At 38.9% G+C, this 18243-nt stretch carries 11 protein-coding genes and 2 pseudogenes; 5 read left to right on the top strand and 8 right to left on the bottom strand.

The window, feature by feature from the left end; translation table 11 throughout:
* The first annotated feature begins 29 nt into the window (after positions 1-29).
* The 3 genes and pseudogenes from I6F10_RS12980 (at position 30) to I6F10_RS12970 (ending at position 4383) form a co-directional block, all read left to right on the top strand.
* Positions 30-1046 (top strand): aspartate carbamoyltransferase, encoded by a 1017-nt coding sequence (locus I6F10_RS12980; RefSeq protein WP_002958914.1) that lies wholly within the window; start codon positions 30-32, stop codon positions 1044-1046.
* 33 nt (positions 1047-1079) lie between these two features.
* Positions 1080-2360, top strand: a complete 1281-nt coding sequence (hemL, locus tag I6F10_RS12975) for a glutamate-1-semialdehyde 2,1-aminomutase (RefSeq protein ID WP_024604975.1) — start codon at positions 1080-1082, stop codon at positions 2358-2360.
* A 179-nt stretch (positions 2361-2539) separates the two neighbouring features.
* Positions 2540-4383 (top strand): annotated as a pseudogene (locus tag I6F10_RS12970) (methyl-accepting chemotaxis protein).
* Between the two features lie 65 nt (positions 4384-4448).
* Here the strand turns inward: I6F10_RS12970 and mrcB are convergent.
* The 4 genes from mrcB to I6F10_RS12950 all read right to left on the bottom strand — a co-directional run bounded on the left by mrcB (position 4449) and on the right by I6F10_RS12950 (position 9954).
* Complete coding sequence (mrcB, locus tag I6F10_RS12965) at positions 4449-6791, bottom strand: penicillin-binding protein 1B (RefSeq protein WP_197098943.1); 2343 nt, start codon at positions 6789-6791, stop codon at positions 4449-4451.
* Between the two features lie 150 nt (positions 6792-6941).
* The gene (locus I6F10_RS12960; protein WP_010555509.1) at positions 6942-8171 is read right to left on the bottom strand and encodes an ammonium transporter; all 1230 of its coding nucleotides are present in this window, start codon (positions 8169-8171) and stop codon (positions 6942-6944) included.
* A gap of 9 nt (positions 8172-8180) precedes the next feature.
* Positions 8181-8519, bottom strand: coding sequence for a P-II family nitrogen regulator (locus I6F10_RS12955; RefSeq protein ID WP_004587162.1), 339 nt, complete (start codon positions 8517-8519; stop codon positions 8181-8183).
* Positions 8520-8730: 211 nt separating this feature from the next.
* The gene (locus tag I6F10_RS12950) at positions 8731-9954 is read right to left on the bottom strand and encodes a diguanylate cyclase domain-containing protein (RefSeq protein WP_002958922.1); all 1224 of its coding nucleotides are present in this window, start codon (positions 9952-9954) and stop codon (positions 8731-8733) included.
* A 367-nt stretch (positions 9955-10321) separates the two neighbouring features.
* Here I6F10_RS12950 and I6F10_RS12945 point away from each other — a divergent pair, with 367 nt between their 5' ends.
* Positions 10322-11839, top strand: a complete 1518-nt coding sequence (locus I6F10_RS12945; RefSeq protein ID WP_197098942.1) for a S10 family peptidase — start codon at positions 10322-10324, stop codon at positions 11837-11839.
* Positions 11840-11878: 39 nt separating this feature from the next.
* Here I6F10_RS12945 and I6F10_RS12940 read toward each other — a convergent pair whose 3' ends face one another.
* The 4 genes and pseudogenes from I6F10_RS12940 to I6F10_RS12925 all read right to left on the bottom strand — a co-directional run bounded on the left by I6F10_RS12940 (position 11879) and on the right by I6F10_RS12925 (position 17174).
* A complete protein-coding gene (locus I6F10_RS12940) occupies positions 11879-14110 on the bottom strand; it encodes an ATP-binding protein (protein WP_197098941.1) in 2232 nt (743 codons plus the stop codon).
* Positions 14097-14830, bottom strand: a pseudogene (locus tag I6F10_RS20480) (phosphate/phosphite/phosphonate ABC transporter substrate-binding protein). The gene I6F10_RS12940 and the pseudogene I6F10_RS20480 overlap by 14 nt, the downstream one beginning before the upstream one ends.
* A gap of 160 nt (positions 14831-14990) precedes the next feature.
* The gene (locus I6F10_RS12930; protein WP_197098940.1) at positions 14991-15650 is read right to left on the bottom strand and encodes an START domain-containing protein; all 660 of its coding nucleotides are present in this window, start codon (positions 15648-15650) and stop codon (positions 14991-14993) included.
* Positions 15651-17174 carry a CYTH and CHAD domain-containing protein gene (locus tag I6F10_RS12925; RefSeq protein ID WP_024596277.1) on the bottom strand — a complete coding sequence of 508 codons (1524 nt, stop codon included), beginning with the start codon at positions 17172-17174 and terminating at the stop codon, positions 15651-15653.
* Between the two features lie 307 nt (positions 17175-17481).
* On the opposite strand from I6F10_RS12925, the gene I6F10_RS12920 reads away from it, so the two are divergent.
* The gene (locus tag I6F10_RS12920; protein WP_002958928.1) at positions 17482-18087 is read left to right on the top strand and encodes a TIGR04211 family SH3 domain-containing protein; all 606 of its coding nucleotides are present in this window, start codon (positions 17482-17484) and stop codon (positions 18085-18087) included.
* Positions 18088-18243 lie beyond the last annotated feature (156 nt).

The following is an 18243-nucleotide window of genomic DNA, read 5'->3' as shown; positions in this document are numbered from 1 at the left end:
CGCCCATTTGATTGATTAGGAATAACCCCATGTTAAGTTTCCAAGGTGAGCATATACTGTCTGTAAATCAGCTAGACAGAGACTGCATTGAACGTATTTTTGCAGTAGCAAAAAAAATGGAGCCTTATGCTAAAAAGCAAAAGCAAACTACGGTGCTAGAAGGCGCTATTTTAGCTAATTTGTTTTTTGAACCAAGCACTCGTACACGAGTTAGCTTTGGCACCGCCTTTAATTTACTTGGCGGTGGCGTACGTGAAACTACAGGTATGCAAAGTTCAGCCCTTGCTAAGGGTGAGTCTCTTTACGATACCGCCCGCGTTATTTCAGCTTATGCTGACGCTGTTGCTATGCGCCATCCTGATGCAGGCTCAGTAAGTGAATTTGCTGATGGCTGTACTGTGCCGGTTATTAATGGCGGCGACGGCCCAAATGAGCACCCTACTCAAGCATTGCTTGACTTATTAACCATTGAGCGCGAATTACATCGTTTTGGTCAAAATATTGATGGTATGCATATAGCGCTTGTGGGCGATTTAAAGTATGGCCGCACAGTGCATTCTTTATCTAAACTATTGTGCCATTATAAAAACGTAAAGTTTTCGATGGTCGCGCCTGATGGCTTACAAATGCCAACAAGCATTTTAGATGCAGTAGAAAATGCTGGCCATAAAATTGAGCTAGTAAATAAGATGGAAGGCAATTTAGCAGCCGATATTGTTTACCAAACACGTATTCAAGAAGAGCGTTTTCCATCGCAAGAAGAAGCAAATAAATACCGTGGCGGCTTTAGGATTAGCCAATCTATTTACAGCGCTCACTGTAAGCCTAACTCTGTATTAATGCATCCTCTTCCACGTGACAGTCGCTTAGAAGCCAACGAGCTTGATAACGACTTAAACAGTAACGACAATTTAGCAATATTTCGCCAGGTACAAAACGGCGTATTAATTCGTATGGCACTGTTTGCTTTAACACTCGGCGTAGAAAACAAAGTCGATAAGTATGAAGTAGACGTACCTTGGTTTAGCCGCAAACGCGACAGCTAACCCCCTTTTAAGTGACAATTTATAGGATTTTTCATGACAATTAGCCAAGACTTATTTGAACGCGCCCAAGCTTCTATTCCTGGTGGCGTAAACTCACCAGTTCGTGCTTTTAATGGTGTAGGCGGTACGCCACTATTCATTACAAAAGCAGAAGGCGCGTTTACATTTGATGCCGACGGTAATCGTTACATTGATTATGTTGGCTCTTGGGGGCCTATGATCATGGGCCATAATCACCCTGCAATTAAACAAGCTGTACACGAAGCTGTAGAAAATGGCCTTAGCTATGGCGCACCAACTGAAGCCGAAATATTAATGGCTGAAAAAGTAAAAGAGCTAGTTCCATCAATCGAAAAAGTACGCATGGTTAGCTCAGGCACTGAAGCAACAATGAGTGCAATTCGTTTAGCACGTGGCTTTACCGGTCGCGATAAAATATTAAAATTTGAAGGTTGTTACCACGGTCACGCTGACTCGTTATTAGTTAAGGCAGGCTCTGGTGCGCTAACAATGGGTGTGCCTAATTCTCCAGGTATTCCTGAAGACTTTGCTAAGCATACACTTACAGTTTCGTTTAATAACCTAGATGAAGTAAAAGCTATTTTTGCAAAATACGCAGACGAAATTGCCTGTATTATTGTAGAGCCAGTAGCCGGTAACATGAACTGTATTCCACCAGTGCCTGGCTTTTTAGAAGGTTTGCGTGATGTGTGTGACGAATATAAATCAGTACTTATTTTTGATGAAGTAATGACAGGCTTTCGTGTTGCACTTGGCGGTGCACAAGCTTATTACAACATTAAACCAGATCTTACGTGTTTAGGTAAAGTAATTGGCGGCGGCATGCCAGTTGGCGCGTTTGGTGGTAAAACTGAAATAATGGATTACATTGCGCCTGTAGGACCAGTTTACCAAGCAGGTACTCTTTCTGGTAACCCTATTGCAATGGCTGCAGGTTTAAAATCACTTGAGCTATTAAGTGAGCCTGGCCTTCACGATAAGTTAGAAGCTATTTCAAAAGCAATTTGTGAAGGCTTTGAAGCTGGTGCTAAAAAAGCCGGTGTTGCGCTAACAACTAACTATGCGGGCGGCATGTATGGATTCTTTTTTACTGATGCTGAAAAAGTAACAACCTACAAGCAAGCAACTGAGTGTGACCTAGAGCGCTTCAAACGTTTTTTCCACCTTATGCTTGAAGAAGGCGTTTACCTTGCCCCATCAGCATTTGAGGCTGGTTTTGTATGTGCTGCGCATACTGAGCAAGAAGTAAAAAACACAATAGCGGCAGCGGAACGCTCGTTTGCTAAACTTTAAGCTAAAAATTACTATTTATACATTTGTAATCACTTGTTTTTAAGTATGTAATTAAGACTAAAGATTGAAAAAAGCCCGAAAGGGCTTTTTTTATTTGTAATGTACTATAAATGAATGATAATTAAGCATAACAAGGTCTATTCACCTTTACTCTATTACAAAAAATACAAGAGAGCCTTATGTCAGGATTACGCCAATTTTCTTTTCCCGCTATCCAGCTAATGGCAAACTTAAAATACAAAACTAAAATCAGCTTAATGTTTGGAATTTTACTCGTTCCTCTAGCACTTAGTTTGTTTTTTTTATTCTCGTTATTAAGTGAAAGTATTACTGTTTCAAAAATGCAGCAGCAAGGCTTAAAAGTCTACAGAGCTATACTTTCAAATCAAATGCAGGGAGATACGAATCAAAATATAAAAATAGCTCGCTCACTCGGCTTTGATATAAAAGACACACAAGCAAATGAAGTACTTGAACTTGTTTCTATTCAATCAAATCTAGCCTTAGACAGTCAATTAGCAAGCGCTTATGTAAACCGCTCTTTAGTCACGCCAATTCCTGCACTTATAATGCAAATAAACTCAACAGCGCAAAGCGCTAATACTGTTTTAGCTAGTAACCGTTTTACGCCTGATACGTTTATAGCACTTTCAAATTTTAGTAAGTCACTTCCTTTATACGAAAAACAACTCGATAAAATACTCAACGTAGCCACCAATGCAGATAAAGCAGTAAACAAAGCGCTCATGCCTCCTTTAACTAATTTACACAGTGTGCTGTGGGAGCATTTAAAAAAGCGATAGATGAAAAACTACTTGAACCAGACGATATTCTATTAACTCAAGCAGAGTTCACTAAGCTAACAAACAACGTTCACAGTAGTATTAATCAATTTGTTAGTAAGAGCATTCCAACACTTGAGAGCCTTATAGAGGCAAAACTACAAACTCAACAGTGGACACGAAATCTTGTTTTAGCTGCTTCATTGATCAGTTTGCTATTTGCATTTTATTTGATAATTGGTTTTTATTTTGCAGTTGTTGATACCATTAATCGCTTTGCTGATGCCGCGAATAGAGCCGCGAATGGCGACTTAAATGCAACTATCGATTCGAGTACTAATGATGAAATGGGAATTATTGCATCGCGCTACAACGCATTACTTAATGCATTTTCACATTTATTATTTGATGTTAAAGCAAGTACAGAAGAGCTATGCGGCGCAACTAAATCGCTATCACATGCGAGTAGCGAAACAAGCAATGATGTTTCAAAACAGCAAATTCGAGTCAATGCCATTTATAATGCACTAAGCGATATGGCTCAAAACGCACTTGCAGTTGAAGAGTCAGCGCATCAAGCTACGCTTACCGCGCAAGATGCTGCAGCTCATGTGAAACAAGGTTCAGATAATACAATGGAGCTTGCTAAATATATGCAAGACCTTCAAATTGAATTTGCAGAGAGCCAACAAGCGCTCGATAAACTAGCACAAGATAGCCAAGAAATTAGCAAAGTAAGTAAAGGGATCAGTGAAATAGCCGATCAAACAAACTTGCTTGCACTTAATGCCGCTATTGAAGCCGCGCGAGCCGGCGAGCATGGCCGTGGATTTGCCGTTGTAGCTGATGAGGTAAGAACACTTGCTCAGCGTACACAAACACAAACCCAAGAAATACATCAAATTATTAGCTCTTTACAACAAGCATCTGACGACACCCAGCAAAAAATGCACTCAAGTGTTGAAAAAATGGAGCAATCAGTAAAAGCAGCCAATCAAACCAATGAAGTATTGCAAAGTGCAGAGCAAAGTATGGGCGATATTAAACATCAAGGTGAAGTAATTGCAGAGCGTGTTAAACAGCAATCAAATGCAACAACACAAGCATTAAATGATTCGCAAGAAGTGAGTAATTTAGCAGATCAAACGCTAACATCGGCTCAATCAACGCTACAAGATGCACAGCAATTAAGTCGCTTATCTAATGATTTAACCAAATCAATGCAGTTTTTTAAATCTTAAGCGTTAACTACAACTTACAACAAAGCCGCTAAATAAGCGGCTTTGTTGTTTAAAGTAATCTTAAATTAACGTATGCATTGCGGCCTAGGCTCGAACTCACTCGCCCTAAGCGGTAGCTGAATCACCTTGCCACATCCTGGTGGTGCCTGCTTACCCGTTTGCTCATTTACAAATGCCCAGCGTATTGATGGCGGACGCGTATCAGCTATTGCTTGTGGGTTAAGTGGCTTTAAGTAACGTATATAGGCTTCAAGCGCTCCCACACTGCCTGTTAACCCCGTACTTTTGTTGTCATCTCGACCAAGCCACGCAACAGTCACTGTATTTTGATCAAAGCCTGCAAACCAACTATCACGTAAATCGTTACTGGTCCCTGTTTTACCAGCGAGCTGGATTGACGGAAAGTGTAAATTTAAGCGTTTAGCAGTGCCATCTTTCGTTACGCGTTTCATCGCGTATTTGGTCATATACATTGCAGATTTATCAAAACGAGGCTCTGCATTTACTTTATGCTTATAAAGTACTTTACCAACCGAGTCAGTTAATGCCGAAATTGCAGTGAGCTTTTTATATTCGCCATCTGCAGCAATTGTTGTATAAAGCTGAGCCACTTCAAAACTCGACATTTCAACAGCCCCTAAAAGCAGCGATGGGTATCCGTCTATCGCCCCTGTTGCGCCTAAACCTTTCAATGTATTTACTACTTTATCAACACCTACATCGAGGCCTAAATTAACCGCTGGGATATTTATACTGTTACTAAATGCTTTATAAAGCGCAATTGCACCACGGTATTGGTGGTCAAAATTTTCTGGTTGCCACACTTTACCTTGCTCATTTGTGACCTGTACTGGCGAGTCATCAAGCAAAGTAGCTAAATTATAATGTGGCAATTGCAGTGCGGTTAAATACACGGCAGGTTTTACAAGCGAGCCTATATTACGTTTTGTGTCTAAAACACGGTTAAATCCTGAATATCGAACATCGCGACCAGCAATAAGTGCAGAAACACCGCCTTTTTCTACATTAACAGAGATCATGGCTGCTTCTAGTTTTTCAGTTCTAGGGCGATTTTCCAAGTACGGTAAACTCTTTTCAATCGACTCTTCCATTGCTGTTTGCTTTTGCAAGTCAAAATAAGTAAATACTCTTACGCCTGCATCAAGTGTTTGCTGATCAGGTAATAATTCATTTAACTCTCTGTTTACTAGCTCTAAATAGCCTGGGTATGATTTTTGTAAACTGGCTTTCATTGGCGCAATATCAATTGGGCGATTAAGCGATGCACGGTACTCTTTTGTGCTAAGTAACTTATTTTCGACCATTAGACGTAGCACTAAGTCCCTGCGCTCCATTGTGCGCTCTTTATAACGACGTGGGTTGTAATAAGATGGGCCTTTAACCATTGCCACCAGCAGAGCAATTTGATCGTACTCAAGCTCGTCTACAGGCTTTGAAAAGTAAAAATCAGAGGCAAGCCCCATACCATGGATACCTTGGTTGTATGATTGCCCTAGGTATACCTCATTTAAGTAAGCTTCTAATATCTGATCTTTTGAATAGCGATAATCTAAAATAAGGGCAATAAAGGCCTCATTTATTTTTCGTACTAAAGAACGCTCACGCGTGAGGTAAATATTTTTAGCTAATTGCTGAGTAAGCGTACTGCCACCTTGAACGGTGCGTCCCGCTTTAATATTTGAATAAAGCGCACGTAAAATAGAAAACACCGACACACCATGGTGATCATAAAAATCACGGTCTTCAACCACCAGTAGCGTATCTTTAAGCATGGCTGGGAACTTATCTAGCGGTACAAATTCTCTATCTTGTTTAGAGTCGTTGCCAATTCGCGCTATTTGCACAGGTTCTAGGCGAGCAGAGTTTAAACGCCTGCCGAACTTATCTTTAATAGTCGCAACTTTTTGCCCTGCAAAACGAAGTTCAATAATATGTGATTCTTCAAGGCCATCATAAAATTCAAAATCACGGCGATAAATCTTGATGCTATCTGCTGTTTTAACAAACTGCCCTGTTCTGCTTAATCTATTAACAGATGAATAATTTAAACGCTCTAGCTCAAACACTACTTCCTGGCTTGATAAAAATTGCCCCGGATAAAACTCCATAGAACGAGCATACACTTGCGCTGGAAGTTGCCATTTATTACCTTCAAATATACGCGTTGTTTTTGAATCTAAATAAATGAAGTACATTGCCATTGCAATAAAAACAGCCAAGCTTAGTTTCCAAAACACTGACCATGTTTTTCTCATAAAAGAGCGTTTAACAGTGGTTTTCACTGTTTTTTTACTGCTCTTTGAGGTGCTTTTTTTTGTTGTGCTTGACGATTTACTTGCACGTTTAGCTGCAGGTTTACTGGTAGGTGTTTTTTTATTGTCGGCCATTTAAGTGTAATTTATTCCAAGGGTTATTCACGAGTGTGAGCTTAGCATATTGGATATATCCTAACATCCGAAAAGTTAACCCCCCCTGAAACAAAAAAAGCCCTACCGAAGTAGGGCTTTGTGTAAACACACTATTATTTAAATAAACTATTAGCTATTTCGAACAGAAACAAACTCTGGGTAGGCTTCAATACCACAATCGTGTTGATCCATACCGTTTAGTTCTTCTTCTTCGGTTACTCGTATACCCATTGTTTTGTTAAGCACAGTCCAAACAATAAATGATGCTACAAATACAAAGGCAAGAATACATACTAGACCCGTTAACTGATTAACAAAGCTTGCGTCACCATTGGTTAGCGGTACTAACATAATACCTAATGCGCCACACGTACCATGAACAGAGATAGCACCCACTGGATCGTCAATCTTAACTTTATCAAGTGCTATGATACTAAATATAACAAGTGCACCACCAAGTAGACCAAGTAGACATGCCATTAATGGTGATGGTGATAGAGGGTCTGCAGTTATAACAACTAAGCCAGCTAATGCACCATTTAAGACCATTGTTAAATCTGATTTACCCCAAAGTACTTTACATACAAACAGTGCTGCAATAGCACCCATTGCAGCTGCTGCATTGGTGTTAAGTAATATTTGGCCTACTGCAGTTGCGTTTTCTTTATCCGAAAGTAGTAATTGAGAACCACCGTTAAAGCCAAACCAACCCATCCATAAAATAAATGTACCTAGTGTAGCAAGTGGTAAGTTTGAACCTGGAATTGGGTATATTTCACCGTTCTTACCATATTTACCTTTACGAGCACCTAAGATTAATACACCAGCTAGTGCAGCGGCTGCACCTGCGCCATGTACAATTGCAGAACCTGCAAAATCTACAAAGCCCATTTCAGATAAGAAACCACCACCCCACGTCCAGTAACCTTCAATAGGGTAAATAAAACCAGTTAGTACTACAGCAAAGCCAAGGAAAGCCCATAGCTTCATACGCTCAGCAACTGCACCCGATACAATCGACATAGCCGTTGCAACAAATACTACTTGGAAGAAAAAGTCAGATTCTAAAGAATGATCAGCATCAGCAGCTTGTGTGCCAATTAAAGCGCCTATTGAAGGAATAAAACCACCTTCGGCATTGTCTACATACATAATGTTGTAGCCAACTAATAAAAACATCGTACATGCAATTGAATACAGCGCGACATTTTTAGTTAAAATTTCAGCTGTGTTTTTAGAGCGAACTAAGCCCGCTTCTAACATGGCAAAACCTGCTGCCATCCACATTACTAATATACCTGATATTAAAAAATAGAAGGTATCGAGTGAAAACTTTAGTTCTATTATTGTATTTTCCATGAGACCCCCTTAAATTGCTTCTTCGTCAAGTTCGCCAGTACGGATACGAACAATTTGATCTAAGTCGTACACGAAAATTTTCCCGTCACCGATTTTACCTGTTGATGCAATTTTAGTAATTGCTTCAACAACGCGTTGACAATTTTCAGTACGAGTTGCAATTTCAAGTTTGATCTTAGGAATAAAATCTACTTGGTATTCTGCACCACGATATAACTCAGTATGACCTCGTTGACGTCCAAAACCTTTAACATCAACTACTGTCATCCCCTCAATTCCTAAATCAGCGAGTGCTTCACGCACGTCGTCTAATTTAAATGGTTTTATGATTGCACTAATCATTTTCATAGCGGCCCCCTCGGACTCTTTATTGTTATCCTGTTGGGTTAAACAATCCAACCTTTGTGCCACTATTTTTATATCTTTTAAAACAATAAGTTAGTGTAAAACAGAAACTAAATAACAAAAAAAACGCACCAATTAAGTGCGTTAATTTAACAAGTTATCTACATTGGTGCGTGCAATATATTAATTGCATGCTTAGCTTTATATTACAGGGCTATACCACGCAGTTTCTACCTTGGTTTTTAGCTTCGTATAATGCTTTATCAGCAACACGCATTGCCTGCGTTAAGCTAGTGTCTTGAAAGTCTGCCAAGCCTATACTTGTAGTAATTTTAATTGATTTATCGCTGATAGAAAAATCGTAACTAGCCAGCTTTTTCCTAAATGCTTCAAAGTATTCACGACCACGTTCAAGCTCTATCTCAGGTAATATTATGGCAAACTCTTCTCCACCAACCCGTGCAACTGTAAACTTTGAAAACGTAGTACGGATTAATGAACCAACCTGCTTTAAAGCCTGATCGCCACCCTCATGGCCTAATGTATCGTTAATATTTTTGAAAAAATCGATATCTAACAATGCGAGAGTATTTTTCTGGTTTTTACTTTTAAGGAGCTTTTCTGCATATTGATAAAAATAGCGTCGATTATGAAGCCCTGTTAAATGATCCCTATGCGCGCTTTCTTTAATATCTGAAATTAACGATAGTTGCTCCATTGTTTGAAGTACTCGACAATGAAACTCCTCATTCATAAATGGCTTTGTTAAAAAATCATTGGCGCCATATTTAATAAATCGCGCTGATAGCCCATGTTTCCCCGCGCCCGACAAGCCAATAATTGCTAAGTCGTCTCGGCCTCTAAAGTTACGTACCGCTTTAACAAGTTCAAAGCCATCCATAGAAGGCATAGCGTAGTCGGTCATAAGTAGCTTTATATCAGGATTAGCTTTTAATATTTCGAGTGCTTGTTGTCCATCGTGGGCATCTGTCACATCAAACAATTGCTTTTCAAGCATTTGCTTCATTAACGAGCGGCTCAGTAATGAATCATCTGCTACTAATGCTTTACAACCTTGGTTTCTGAGTAATTGCGCAACGAGTTTAACGGCGTAATGGTAAGAGTCGCGATTATCTTTAATAACATAATCAACGACACCTAATTCAAGCATTTGTTGGCGCTTGTACTCATCTATTTTTGAGGTTAAAACAACCGTAGGAATCTTTTTAGATAAAGTATATTTTGCGACTTCACCGTGAGGAGCATCTGGCAAGGTTAAATCAACTAACGCAAGCGTGTAGTCGTATTTTTCTACGTAAGTGGCACATTCAGCTAAAGACCAAGCAAAATCGATTGCCACATCAAGGTATTGTGCAGTTAAGTGGCGAAGTACCTGTTGCACTACTTTACTGTCTTCAACCACTAATACTCTTTGCATAAAGCTTCTCTTTACCTTTAATTAGTTTTACCACAAAACGACAAATACCACGCAATTACTGCAATAACATTAGTCATAAACATCCGGTGTAGAGTGCACTTATTGTGCTTGAAAGCGTAATCCGTTAGATTTTTTTTTGGTGATAGCCTGTATAAAAAATCAATACAAGTAGGCCGCAATATACCTGAATTTTGCAATTAACTAAATAAAGAAAGTAAATCCAAAATAACTATAAAAGCGATTAATACGCGTCTTTCAATGTATTAATACCTTACTTAACCAGTATTATCGGCCACTAGTCTCAATACTTTTGTTATTTAACTCATTTTTATCTTTAATGATGTATCAACAATAATAAGGACACCTAATGAAGCTTAGTCGTATTATCAGTTTACCGATAACAGTTATTGCATTAATAATTAGTACAAGCACGCTTGCCGATAACCAACGTCGTATTGATGTAGACAGCAAAGTAGTTACCCAACATAAGGCTAAAATTAATGGCCAGCGTTTTAGTTATACCGTAGCTACAGGCACACAACCTGTATGGGATGATAAAGGCGACGCGGTTGCTACACTACAATACACCTACTACACACGTGACAAAGTTGACGACAGGACAGCTCGCCCATTACTTATTTCATTTAATGGCGGGCCGGGTTCGGCTTCTGTATGGATGCATCTTGCTTATACTGGCCCTCGCGTATTAAAAATTGATGACGAAGGCTATCCAATTCAACCTTATGGCGTAAAAGACAATCCATATTCTGTACTTGATATTGCCGATATTGTTTACGTAAACCCGGTAAATACTGGCTACTCACGCGTACTTGAAAACGAAAAAGGCGAACTGCCTTCTAAAGCAAAACAAAAAGAGCTATTTTTTGGTGTTAATGCCGATATTAAATACCTTGCTGAGTGGTTAAATACTTTTGTAAATAGAGCCCAGCGCTGGCGCTCGCCTAAATTTTTAATTGGTGAAAGCTACGGTACAACACGTGTATCGGGTCTTGCTCATGAGCTTCAAAACAGTCAGTGGATGTACATAAACGGTGTTGTTCTCGTATCACCTACCGATATTGGTATTAAGCGCGACGGTCCGATTAAAGCCGCTAACCGCCTACCTTACTTTGCAGCGACTGCTTGGTATCACAAAGCACTTAACGCCGATTTACAAGCTAAAGATCTTGATGAGTTATTACCTGAAGTTGAAGAGTTTACTGTAAATGAGTTAATCCCTGCGCTTGCTAAAGGTGGCTTTATTAATGCTGATGAAAAGCGACGCATAATTACAAAAATGGCGCACTACGCTGGCTTATCAGAAAAATTTGTTGAGCAAAATAACTTAGATATTCCAACTCAGTTTTTCTGGAAAGAGCTACTACGTGAACGTGGTCAAACTGTGGGTCGCTTAGATTCTCGTTATTTAGGAATAGATAAACGAGGCACAGGTGAATCCCCAGACTACTGGGCTGAACTTACCTCTTGGTTACACTCTTTCACTCCTGCAATTAATCACTACTTACGTGAAGAGTTAAACTATAAAACTGATGTAAAATATAACTTATTTGGTAATGTCCATCCATGGGATAGAACCGGTAATAATACAGGCGAAAATCTACGTTTAGCAATGGCGCAAAACCCTTACTTAAACGTGATGATCCAATCAGGATACTTTGATGGCGCAACCAATTACTTTGACGCTAAATATACGTTATGGCAATTAGACCCAAGCGGTAAAATGAAAGACCGTTTGAGCTTTAAAGGCTACAGAAGCGGACACATGATGTACCTTCGCCACGCTGATTTAGAAAGCTCTAATAACGATTTACGTGACTTTATACAGCACGCTTTACCCAAAAAAGGGCAAGCGGCTAAATACTAATATACCTAAAACAAAAAATGGCTCTTTAAGAGCCATTTTTTATGTGCGTTTTTCATATCGTAAACAATAGCTTTTAAGTTGTGTGACTACATCGTTAAAGCGCTCTTCCAGCTGCTGTATATATTCATTTTTGACTGTTTCGTTTTCTGCCTGTGTTTCTATCTGCTGGCATATATTTGCCAACTCAATAGCCCCCACAGACTTTGAAGACGACTTTAATGCATGAGCCTGAAAAGCTAAACCAACATAGTTTTTACTCTTAGCATACGCGTTAGCTAATTTAATTTGCTCCCCTGCTGTTTGTAAAAACGCATTAAATACCATGCAATGTACGCTAGGATCATCACCAAGCATTGCTTTTAGTAGCGTAATATCTAATTGATCAAAACTATCTGAAGCTATATTTTCACCATCTGATTTTTCTGAACGTGTATTGACCATAGTTTGAGAATGCTCCATCAATAACGACTTTAATTTAACAAGCTCAATGGGCTTTGTTAAAAAGCCATTCATTCCACAAGCATAACAATTATCTATGTTGTTTTTGGTAATATTGGCCGTAATTGCAATTATAATCAGTTCATCAAAATGAGTTTTTTCTCGTATTTTTTTGGCTAACCCTAACCCATCGAGTAAGGGCATTTGAATGTCGGTTAGTAAAATATCAAAGCGTTTATTTTGTATGGCCTCCCAAGCTTGCTCACCGTTACTTACAAAAGTAGACCACATTCCAAGCATAGTTAATTGCTGTTTTAACACTTGCTGATTTGTAACTTGATCTTCTGCCACTAAAACCTCAAGCGTAGGAAGCGTTACCGCATTTAAGCTTTGCTGTGTTATTTGAGGGGCTTGCACTTGTGCTGGCAAGTCAGTTTGATTAAAACTGTTAAAGTTTAGCGTAAAACAAGAACCTTTGTGCTGCTCGCTCTGTGCGCTCAAAGACCCTTGCATACGCTCTACCAGCTGCTTAGTTATCACTAAACCAATACCGGTTCCATTTACTTTACTGGTTTCAGCGCCTAAGCGGTCAAAAGGTTTAAATAGGCGAGAAATGTCATCTGGAGAAAATCCGCATCCGGTATCTATTACATCTATTTCGCATTGTTTATTACTTAACACCCGACAATTAATATTAATGCTGCCATTTAGTTTGTTATATTTAATCGCATTTGAAAGCAAGTTAAGCATCACTTGTTTAAAGCAGCGCTGATCAATATAAATACTCAATCCTTCTAAGGACTCAAAACCGTGAGTTTGCAGTGTTATTGATTGCCCTTTAATTAGCTCAGTGACAAGCTCTACTGACTCTTCTAATATGCTTTTAATAGGCACATAAGAAAAACTAAACTGCATATTACCCGACTCAATAGCCGTTAAATCAAGCACATCGTCTATGAGTAATAGTAAATGCTCTCCAGCTTGATAAATGCTTTTCGCGTTTTCTTTTTGTACTTTATTAGCACTCTCATCATATCCATACAGCTGGGCTAAGCCTAAAATCGCATTTAATGGAGTTCTTAATTCGTGGCTCATACTGGCCATAAAATCTGACTTTGCTTTACTTGCAGACTCAGCTTGAATGCGTAATGCATTTAATTTTTGATGGTTATTCGCAACCTCATCAACCATATTATTAAATGCATTTATTACACTGCCCACTTCATTTTGTTGTTGTTTATCTATATGGCAATCAAAGTCGCCTTTGGCTAAACGTGAAAACCCAAGTTTTAGCGTCCTCAAAGGCGATGTAACCCTGTAATCCACCAGCCAAGCCAAACCTATAAAAACGATAACTAAAATAATAAATTGTATATATATTAAGGTGTAATGAAGTTTTGAAGATTCGTTAATTTCATTAGTAAAATTAACAACCAAGCTAATATTAGCCAGCGGTTTGTCTAAAAACACCACCTGTTGAGATAACAGCATGTCGCCGTTTTCATTTGCTCTAACCCAATTCTCAAGCGGATACAATTGGTTTTTTGAATCAACATCAACAATTTTAATACTTTTCCAATTAGGGCGAGTTTGAAGTTGACTGTCTATTTCTTCATATAGCTCTGCATATTGCCTAGTTAACAACGGAGTCGTTATAGAAGTCGATAACTGCGCTAAAGAACGCTGAGCAGCCTTTGAAAGGCCATCGTTTACCCAACGCGCTTGTTCCGGTAAGGCGTAAAACATAAAAAGACAGGCCATAAGCAAGCCACAAAGCAATACCACAATAAAGCTTTGTGCTCTTAGGCTACGAAACCCACTAATTTTCAACATAAAAAGAGCGTAAGCCCCACTGAGTTAACTGCTGATACTCAGCTAAAGTTGCAATACTAGGTTTAATAATTGGGATACCTGCAAGCAAATGTTTATGCTCTGGGCTTTCCCCTATATCTAAAATAGCTTGTTGCACTTTTAACTGTATTGCAGCATCAACCCTTGGCTGGGCGACAATTGGGTGGCGACTAATTTCATGCATTTTATAAAGAATTTTGAGTTTATTTTGTAAGCTTTCTGGTTGTTGTTTAAATGTGCCCATTACACCACCGCCGCCATTGTTGAGTGCAGTGCTACATTTAAATATACCGATGGATGAGTTTGGACATATACAGGCTTTATTGTTAGCCCGTATAACAATGCTAAATCAGCTCTCATTAATAATGACGCACCTAATGCGTTAGGTGCAGGGAATGCTATTTCAGCGCCCTCTAGTTGGCTTAAATTATCAATATCACTGTCTTTGTTTACGAGCAAAATACCTTGCAGCTTTCGCCCTGCATCTTTTATTAGTGGTAAATATCCCTGTTTTTCGTATGCTACAACACTATGCCATGGGTTCATATATGCAAAGTCGTACTCACCATTAGCAAAGGCTTTTTCAAATACAGGAATAGACTCAACTGTAATTAGCTTTATTGTTACTCCCGTTTGCTTACTTACTTGCTTTAACAAAGGTTGCCAAATAGTATTTAGCTTTTGCGGCTCGTATTGCGGCACTACCAAAGGTATATTCTTGAGCTAATAAGAATGAGCTGTGTATCAAACATAATATAGCCACTAAATACTTCATCAATTCTCCAAATAATAGCGTGTCATTATTGCTTAAGCGTAGTTAAAGACTACTCAACACACCATTAAATTATTATATATTCGATATTTAGCATTGACCTGCTTTGATTTCAGGTAGTTTTGGAGTGTATTTTTTATCTGTGAGCATATGATGCAAGTTCATAAATGTGGTGTAAGTACTTTTCAATCCGACCTTATTGCTTAGCCAAGTAGGTATTGCCCCATCAGGCAAAGCATATACTTGGTACTCAATATCAAGGCGGCCTTTGTCCTCACTCAGTAGCCAGCGTGCATTTAAAGTAGTAATTCTTATAACGCCATTGTTTTTGGGCTGCTTATTAGGGCGAGCACTAATAAGCAATTGGCTTTTATTTGCAGTTAACTGTGAATAACAAGAATAAGTAATGCTATCTCTAACAGGCCAAGGGGAATTAAAATAACTGTACACTAAATTTTCTGATGGGCTTATGTGCTTAATAGCCTTTACCTGAGATATATTTTCGAGCCATTGGGGTGCGGCACCGGTATCACTAAGTAATTCTAAAAACTCATTGGTGGATACGCCTTTCACGCTCATCTGCGCTTTTACTTCAAAGGTATTATCACTGTGGCTTTGATAATACACACTTACGCCATTTTTGTTTTTATACAAATGCCATATGGGCTCAGCGTAAGTGTTAAAACTAACTAATAAAAAAATAACGAATAAACACTTTTGCAACTGAATTTTATTACAAAAGCGCATCATTTATTTTTGCCAGTAAGGTTCTATGTCAAGTGAAGCAAGGCGACTTTGCTCCATGGCACTGACCAAATATTCAGACTTTTGTTCAAGCCATGACTGGATTTTAGCAAGCTGTTCGTCTTCTTGCCCTGCACATAATTGCTTTAAATACTCAAGCGTACTTAATTCATAAATACCATGAGAAATATCAAGCCAAGGCAATCTAAACTCTAGGCGTTCTTCTTTATCAAATAACGATCCTAAACAGTTACCGCTTAGTAGGCTATTTTCAAGCTGAGTTCGCAGGTTTAAATACGAAGCGACATCGAGGGTTTGCTCTTTAGGGAGCAACTCGTGCAGGTTTTTCCAGTCTTTATTAAAAAGCCTATTGGCAATAGACGACACATTTTGCTCAGCCGCTTGAAGCTCTGCTTGCCCCCAGTCTTTACGCCATTGCTTATCGATTAACCAGGTAGTTAACGACAGTAATAAACGATTATAACGTGCGCTGTGAAACAGTGCATTTATATCGTCAATGCTTGGCTGTAACTCTTTTAAGTCTCCAATGACTTGAGCAAGTGCTGGCGCCGCATTAATTTTTTTATAAAAAGCATGGCGTTTAGACGTGTACGTCTTTAATTGAATCGCGTTTTCTACCCACGCTAATTCACTTAATAACCATTTAAGTTCGGTACGTAAATGCTCTGTACTTTCTTTAGATACTATATCGTCGTATAACCAAAAAGTATGGCGGATTAAACTGATACCGTCAGTTACGCGTTTAAGTGTTTTTAAACTTGGCTTATCGAAATAGCATTGCTCGTGCTTTTGTACAAAGCGAATGCCAAAGTTCATGGCTTCAACTAAAGCACGTTCTTGAGTAGTCGACTTTGGTAATTGTACAAAACCAATAGATTTACTTGGCATTAAAGGTTTTTCATCAGCAAGTCGATAACCACGTGCGGCCTTAGAATACAAACCCAAGCGTATGCAGTTTTGGCTAACTAGTATATCTGCAAATGCAAACAGCTCATTACGACTGCCCTCAACAAGCTCAATTTCTAGCTCGCTAATAATTTCAATTTTACCCGAAGCCGCAATTTCACCTTTATCGAGCACAACTTCAATTTTAGCGCCACTTTCGGTTTCAATTAACCAAGTACGACGAATAAAGTTAGTACTAAATATTGGATACAGGTTTTTTGAGATGGCGCTTATTTGCATGCCATGAGGCCAAATATCAGCATCAAACGCCATTAAATTAGGGCGGCTTGATTCAATTGGTAAATTGTACTCTGGACGTTGGTGTAAACCACCTACCACTTCACCTGCAAGCTTTATAGTTTGCTCGCATTCGCTGTCAGAACAACGCGTTCTAAAGCCTATATCAAGCGCTCTAAGCTCTCTGCTTGGCGTATCGTAGTATGCATTTTGTAAGCTGCGAGACGGTTTATTCTTCACCGTTTTTGCAAATTGAGTAATTAACGAGGGGATCAGTGGAATAACGGCATCTGATACCAAAAATTTCAGTTCTATCTCAGTATCCATTCGGTTTGCGGATTACCTTTAAAATAAATAAGTGCTCAAAATAAACAAAGCGCCTTAACAATGCAAATTTTTTAACCTTATTTTAGGGCCTGATGACCTTTGTGGATTAAATTTCGTTCTATCTAGGAGCAATTTAATCATAGCGTGAGGCTTGTAACCTAGTGGACTCGATAACTACTCCTGCGTTACCGTACTGGGTTACAATATCAGTCTTGCTATTGATCTATTTAATCCATACTATCTAACTACTTATGTGAAATAAAAATCACGTTCATAACGGACGCAGTTAGATCAACAAGGTAGATAAATGCTAAAACATTGTTTATTAGGGCTACTTTTAACAGCCACCACATTCATGAGTTATGCACAAGAAGCACAACCTGCAAATTCAACGAATGCAAACACCGCTTATATTATCGATAATCTATACACTTTTATGCGCTCTGGGGCGAGTAAAAATTATCGACTACTCGGCTCTGTAGATGCTGGAACAAAGTTAACCTTGTTATCAAATGAAGAAAACGGCTTTATAAAAATTAAAGATGATAAAGACCGCGAAGGCTGGATAGAAACTAAGTTTATTACTAAAACAGCTGGTTTACACCAACAGTACAAAACACTAAGTAGCGAAATGAGCACTATGCAAGAAAAGCTACGTCAAGCTCAAATAGAACTTCCACAGCTACAAGAACAAAATCAAACTTTAACAGATCAAAATCTGCAGTTATCTGCTCAAATTACTAAGCTTAAAACAACGCTAGAGCAAGAGCGCACTCAAAAAGAAGCTGCTAGCTCAAAAGAGAAACGCCAGCTACTGACTTACGGTGGTGCTATTGCGTTTTTAGGCCTGTTTTTAGGTATTATATTAACGATAGTGCTGTCACGTCGTAAGCGCTACGAAGGTTGGGCGTAAAGCTCCATCCAACTAAATACAAAAAAGCCGCTTTATAGCTGTCTCTTATACACAAATCCCTGCTAAGAAATTAGCGGGGATTTTTTTGAACTAAATCTCAATGTCATGATCAGATCTTCAAATCTTGTTTGAGGGCACATTATGATTAACGAACAT

The organism is Pseudoalteromonas sp. SWYJZ98, from assembly GCF_015864495.1.
GTDB lineage: Bacteria > Pseudomonadota > Gammaproteobacteria > Enterobacterales > Alteromonadaceae > Pseudoalteromonas > Pseudoalteromonas distincta.
This window is presented reverse-complemented; position numbering and strand designations above follow the sequence as displayed.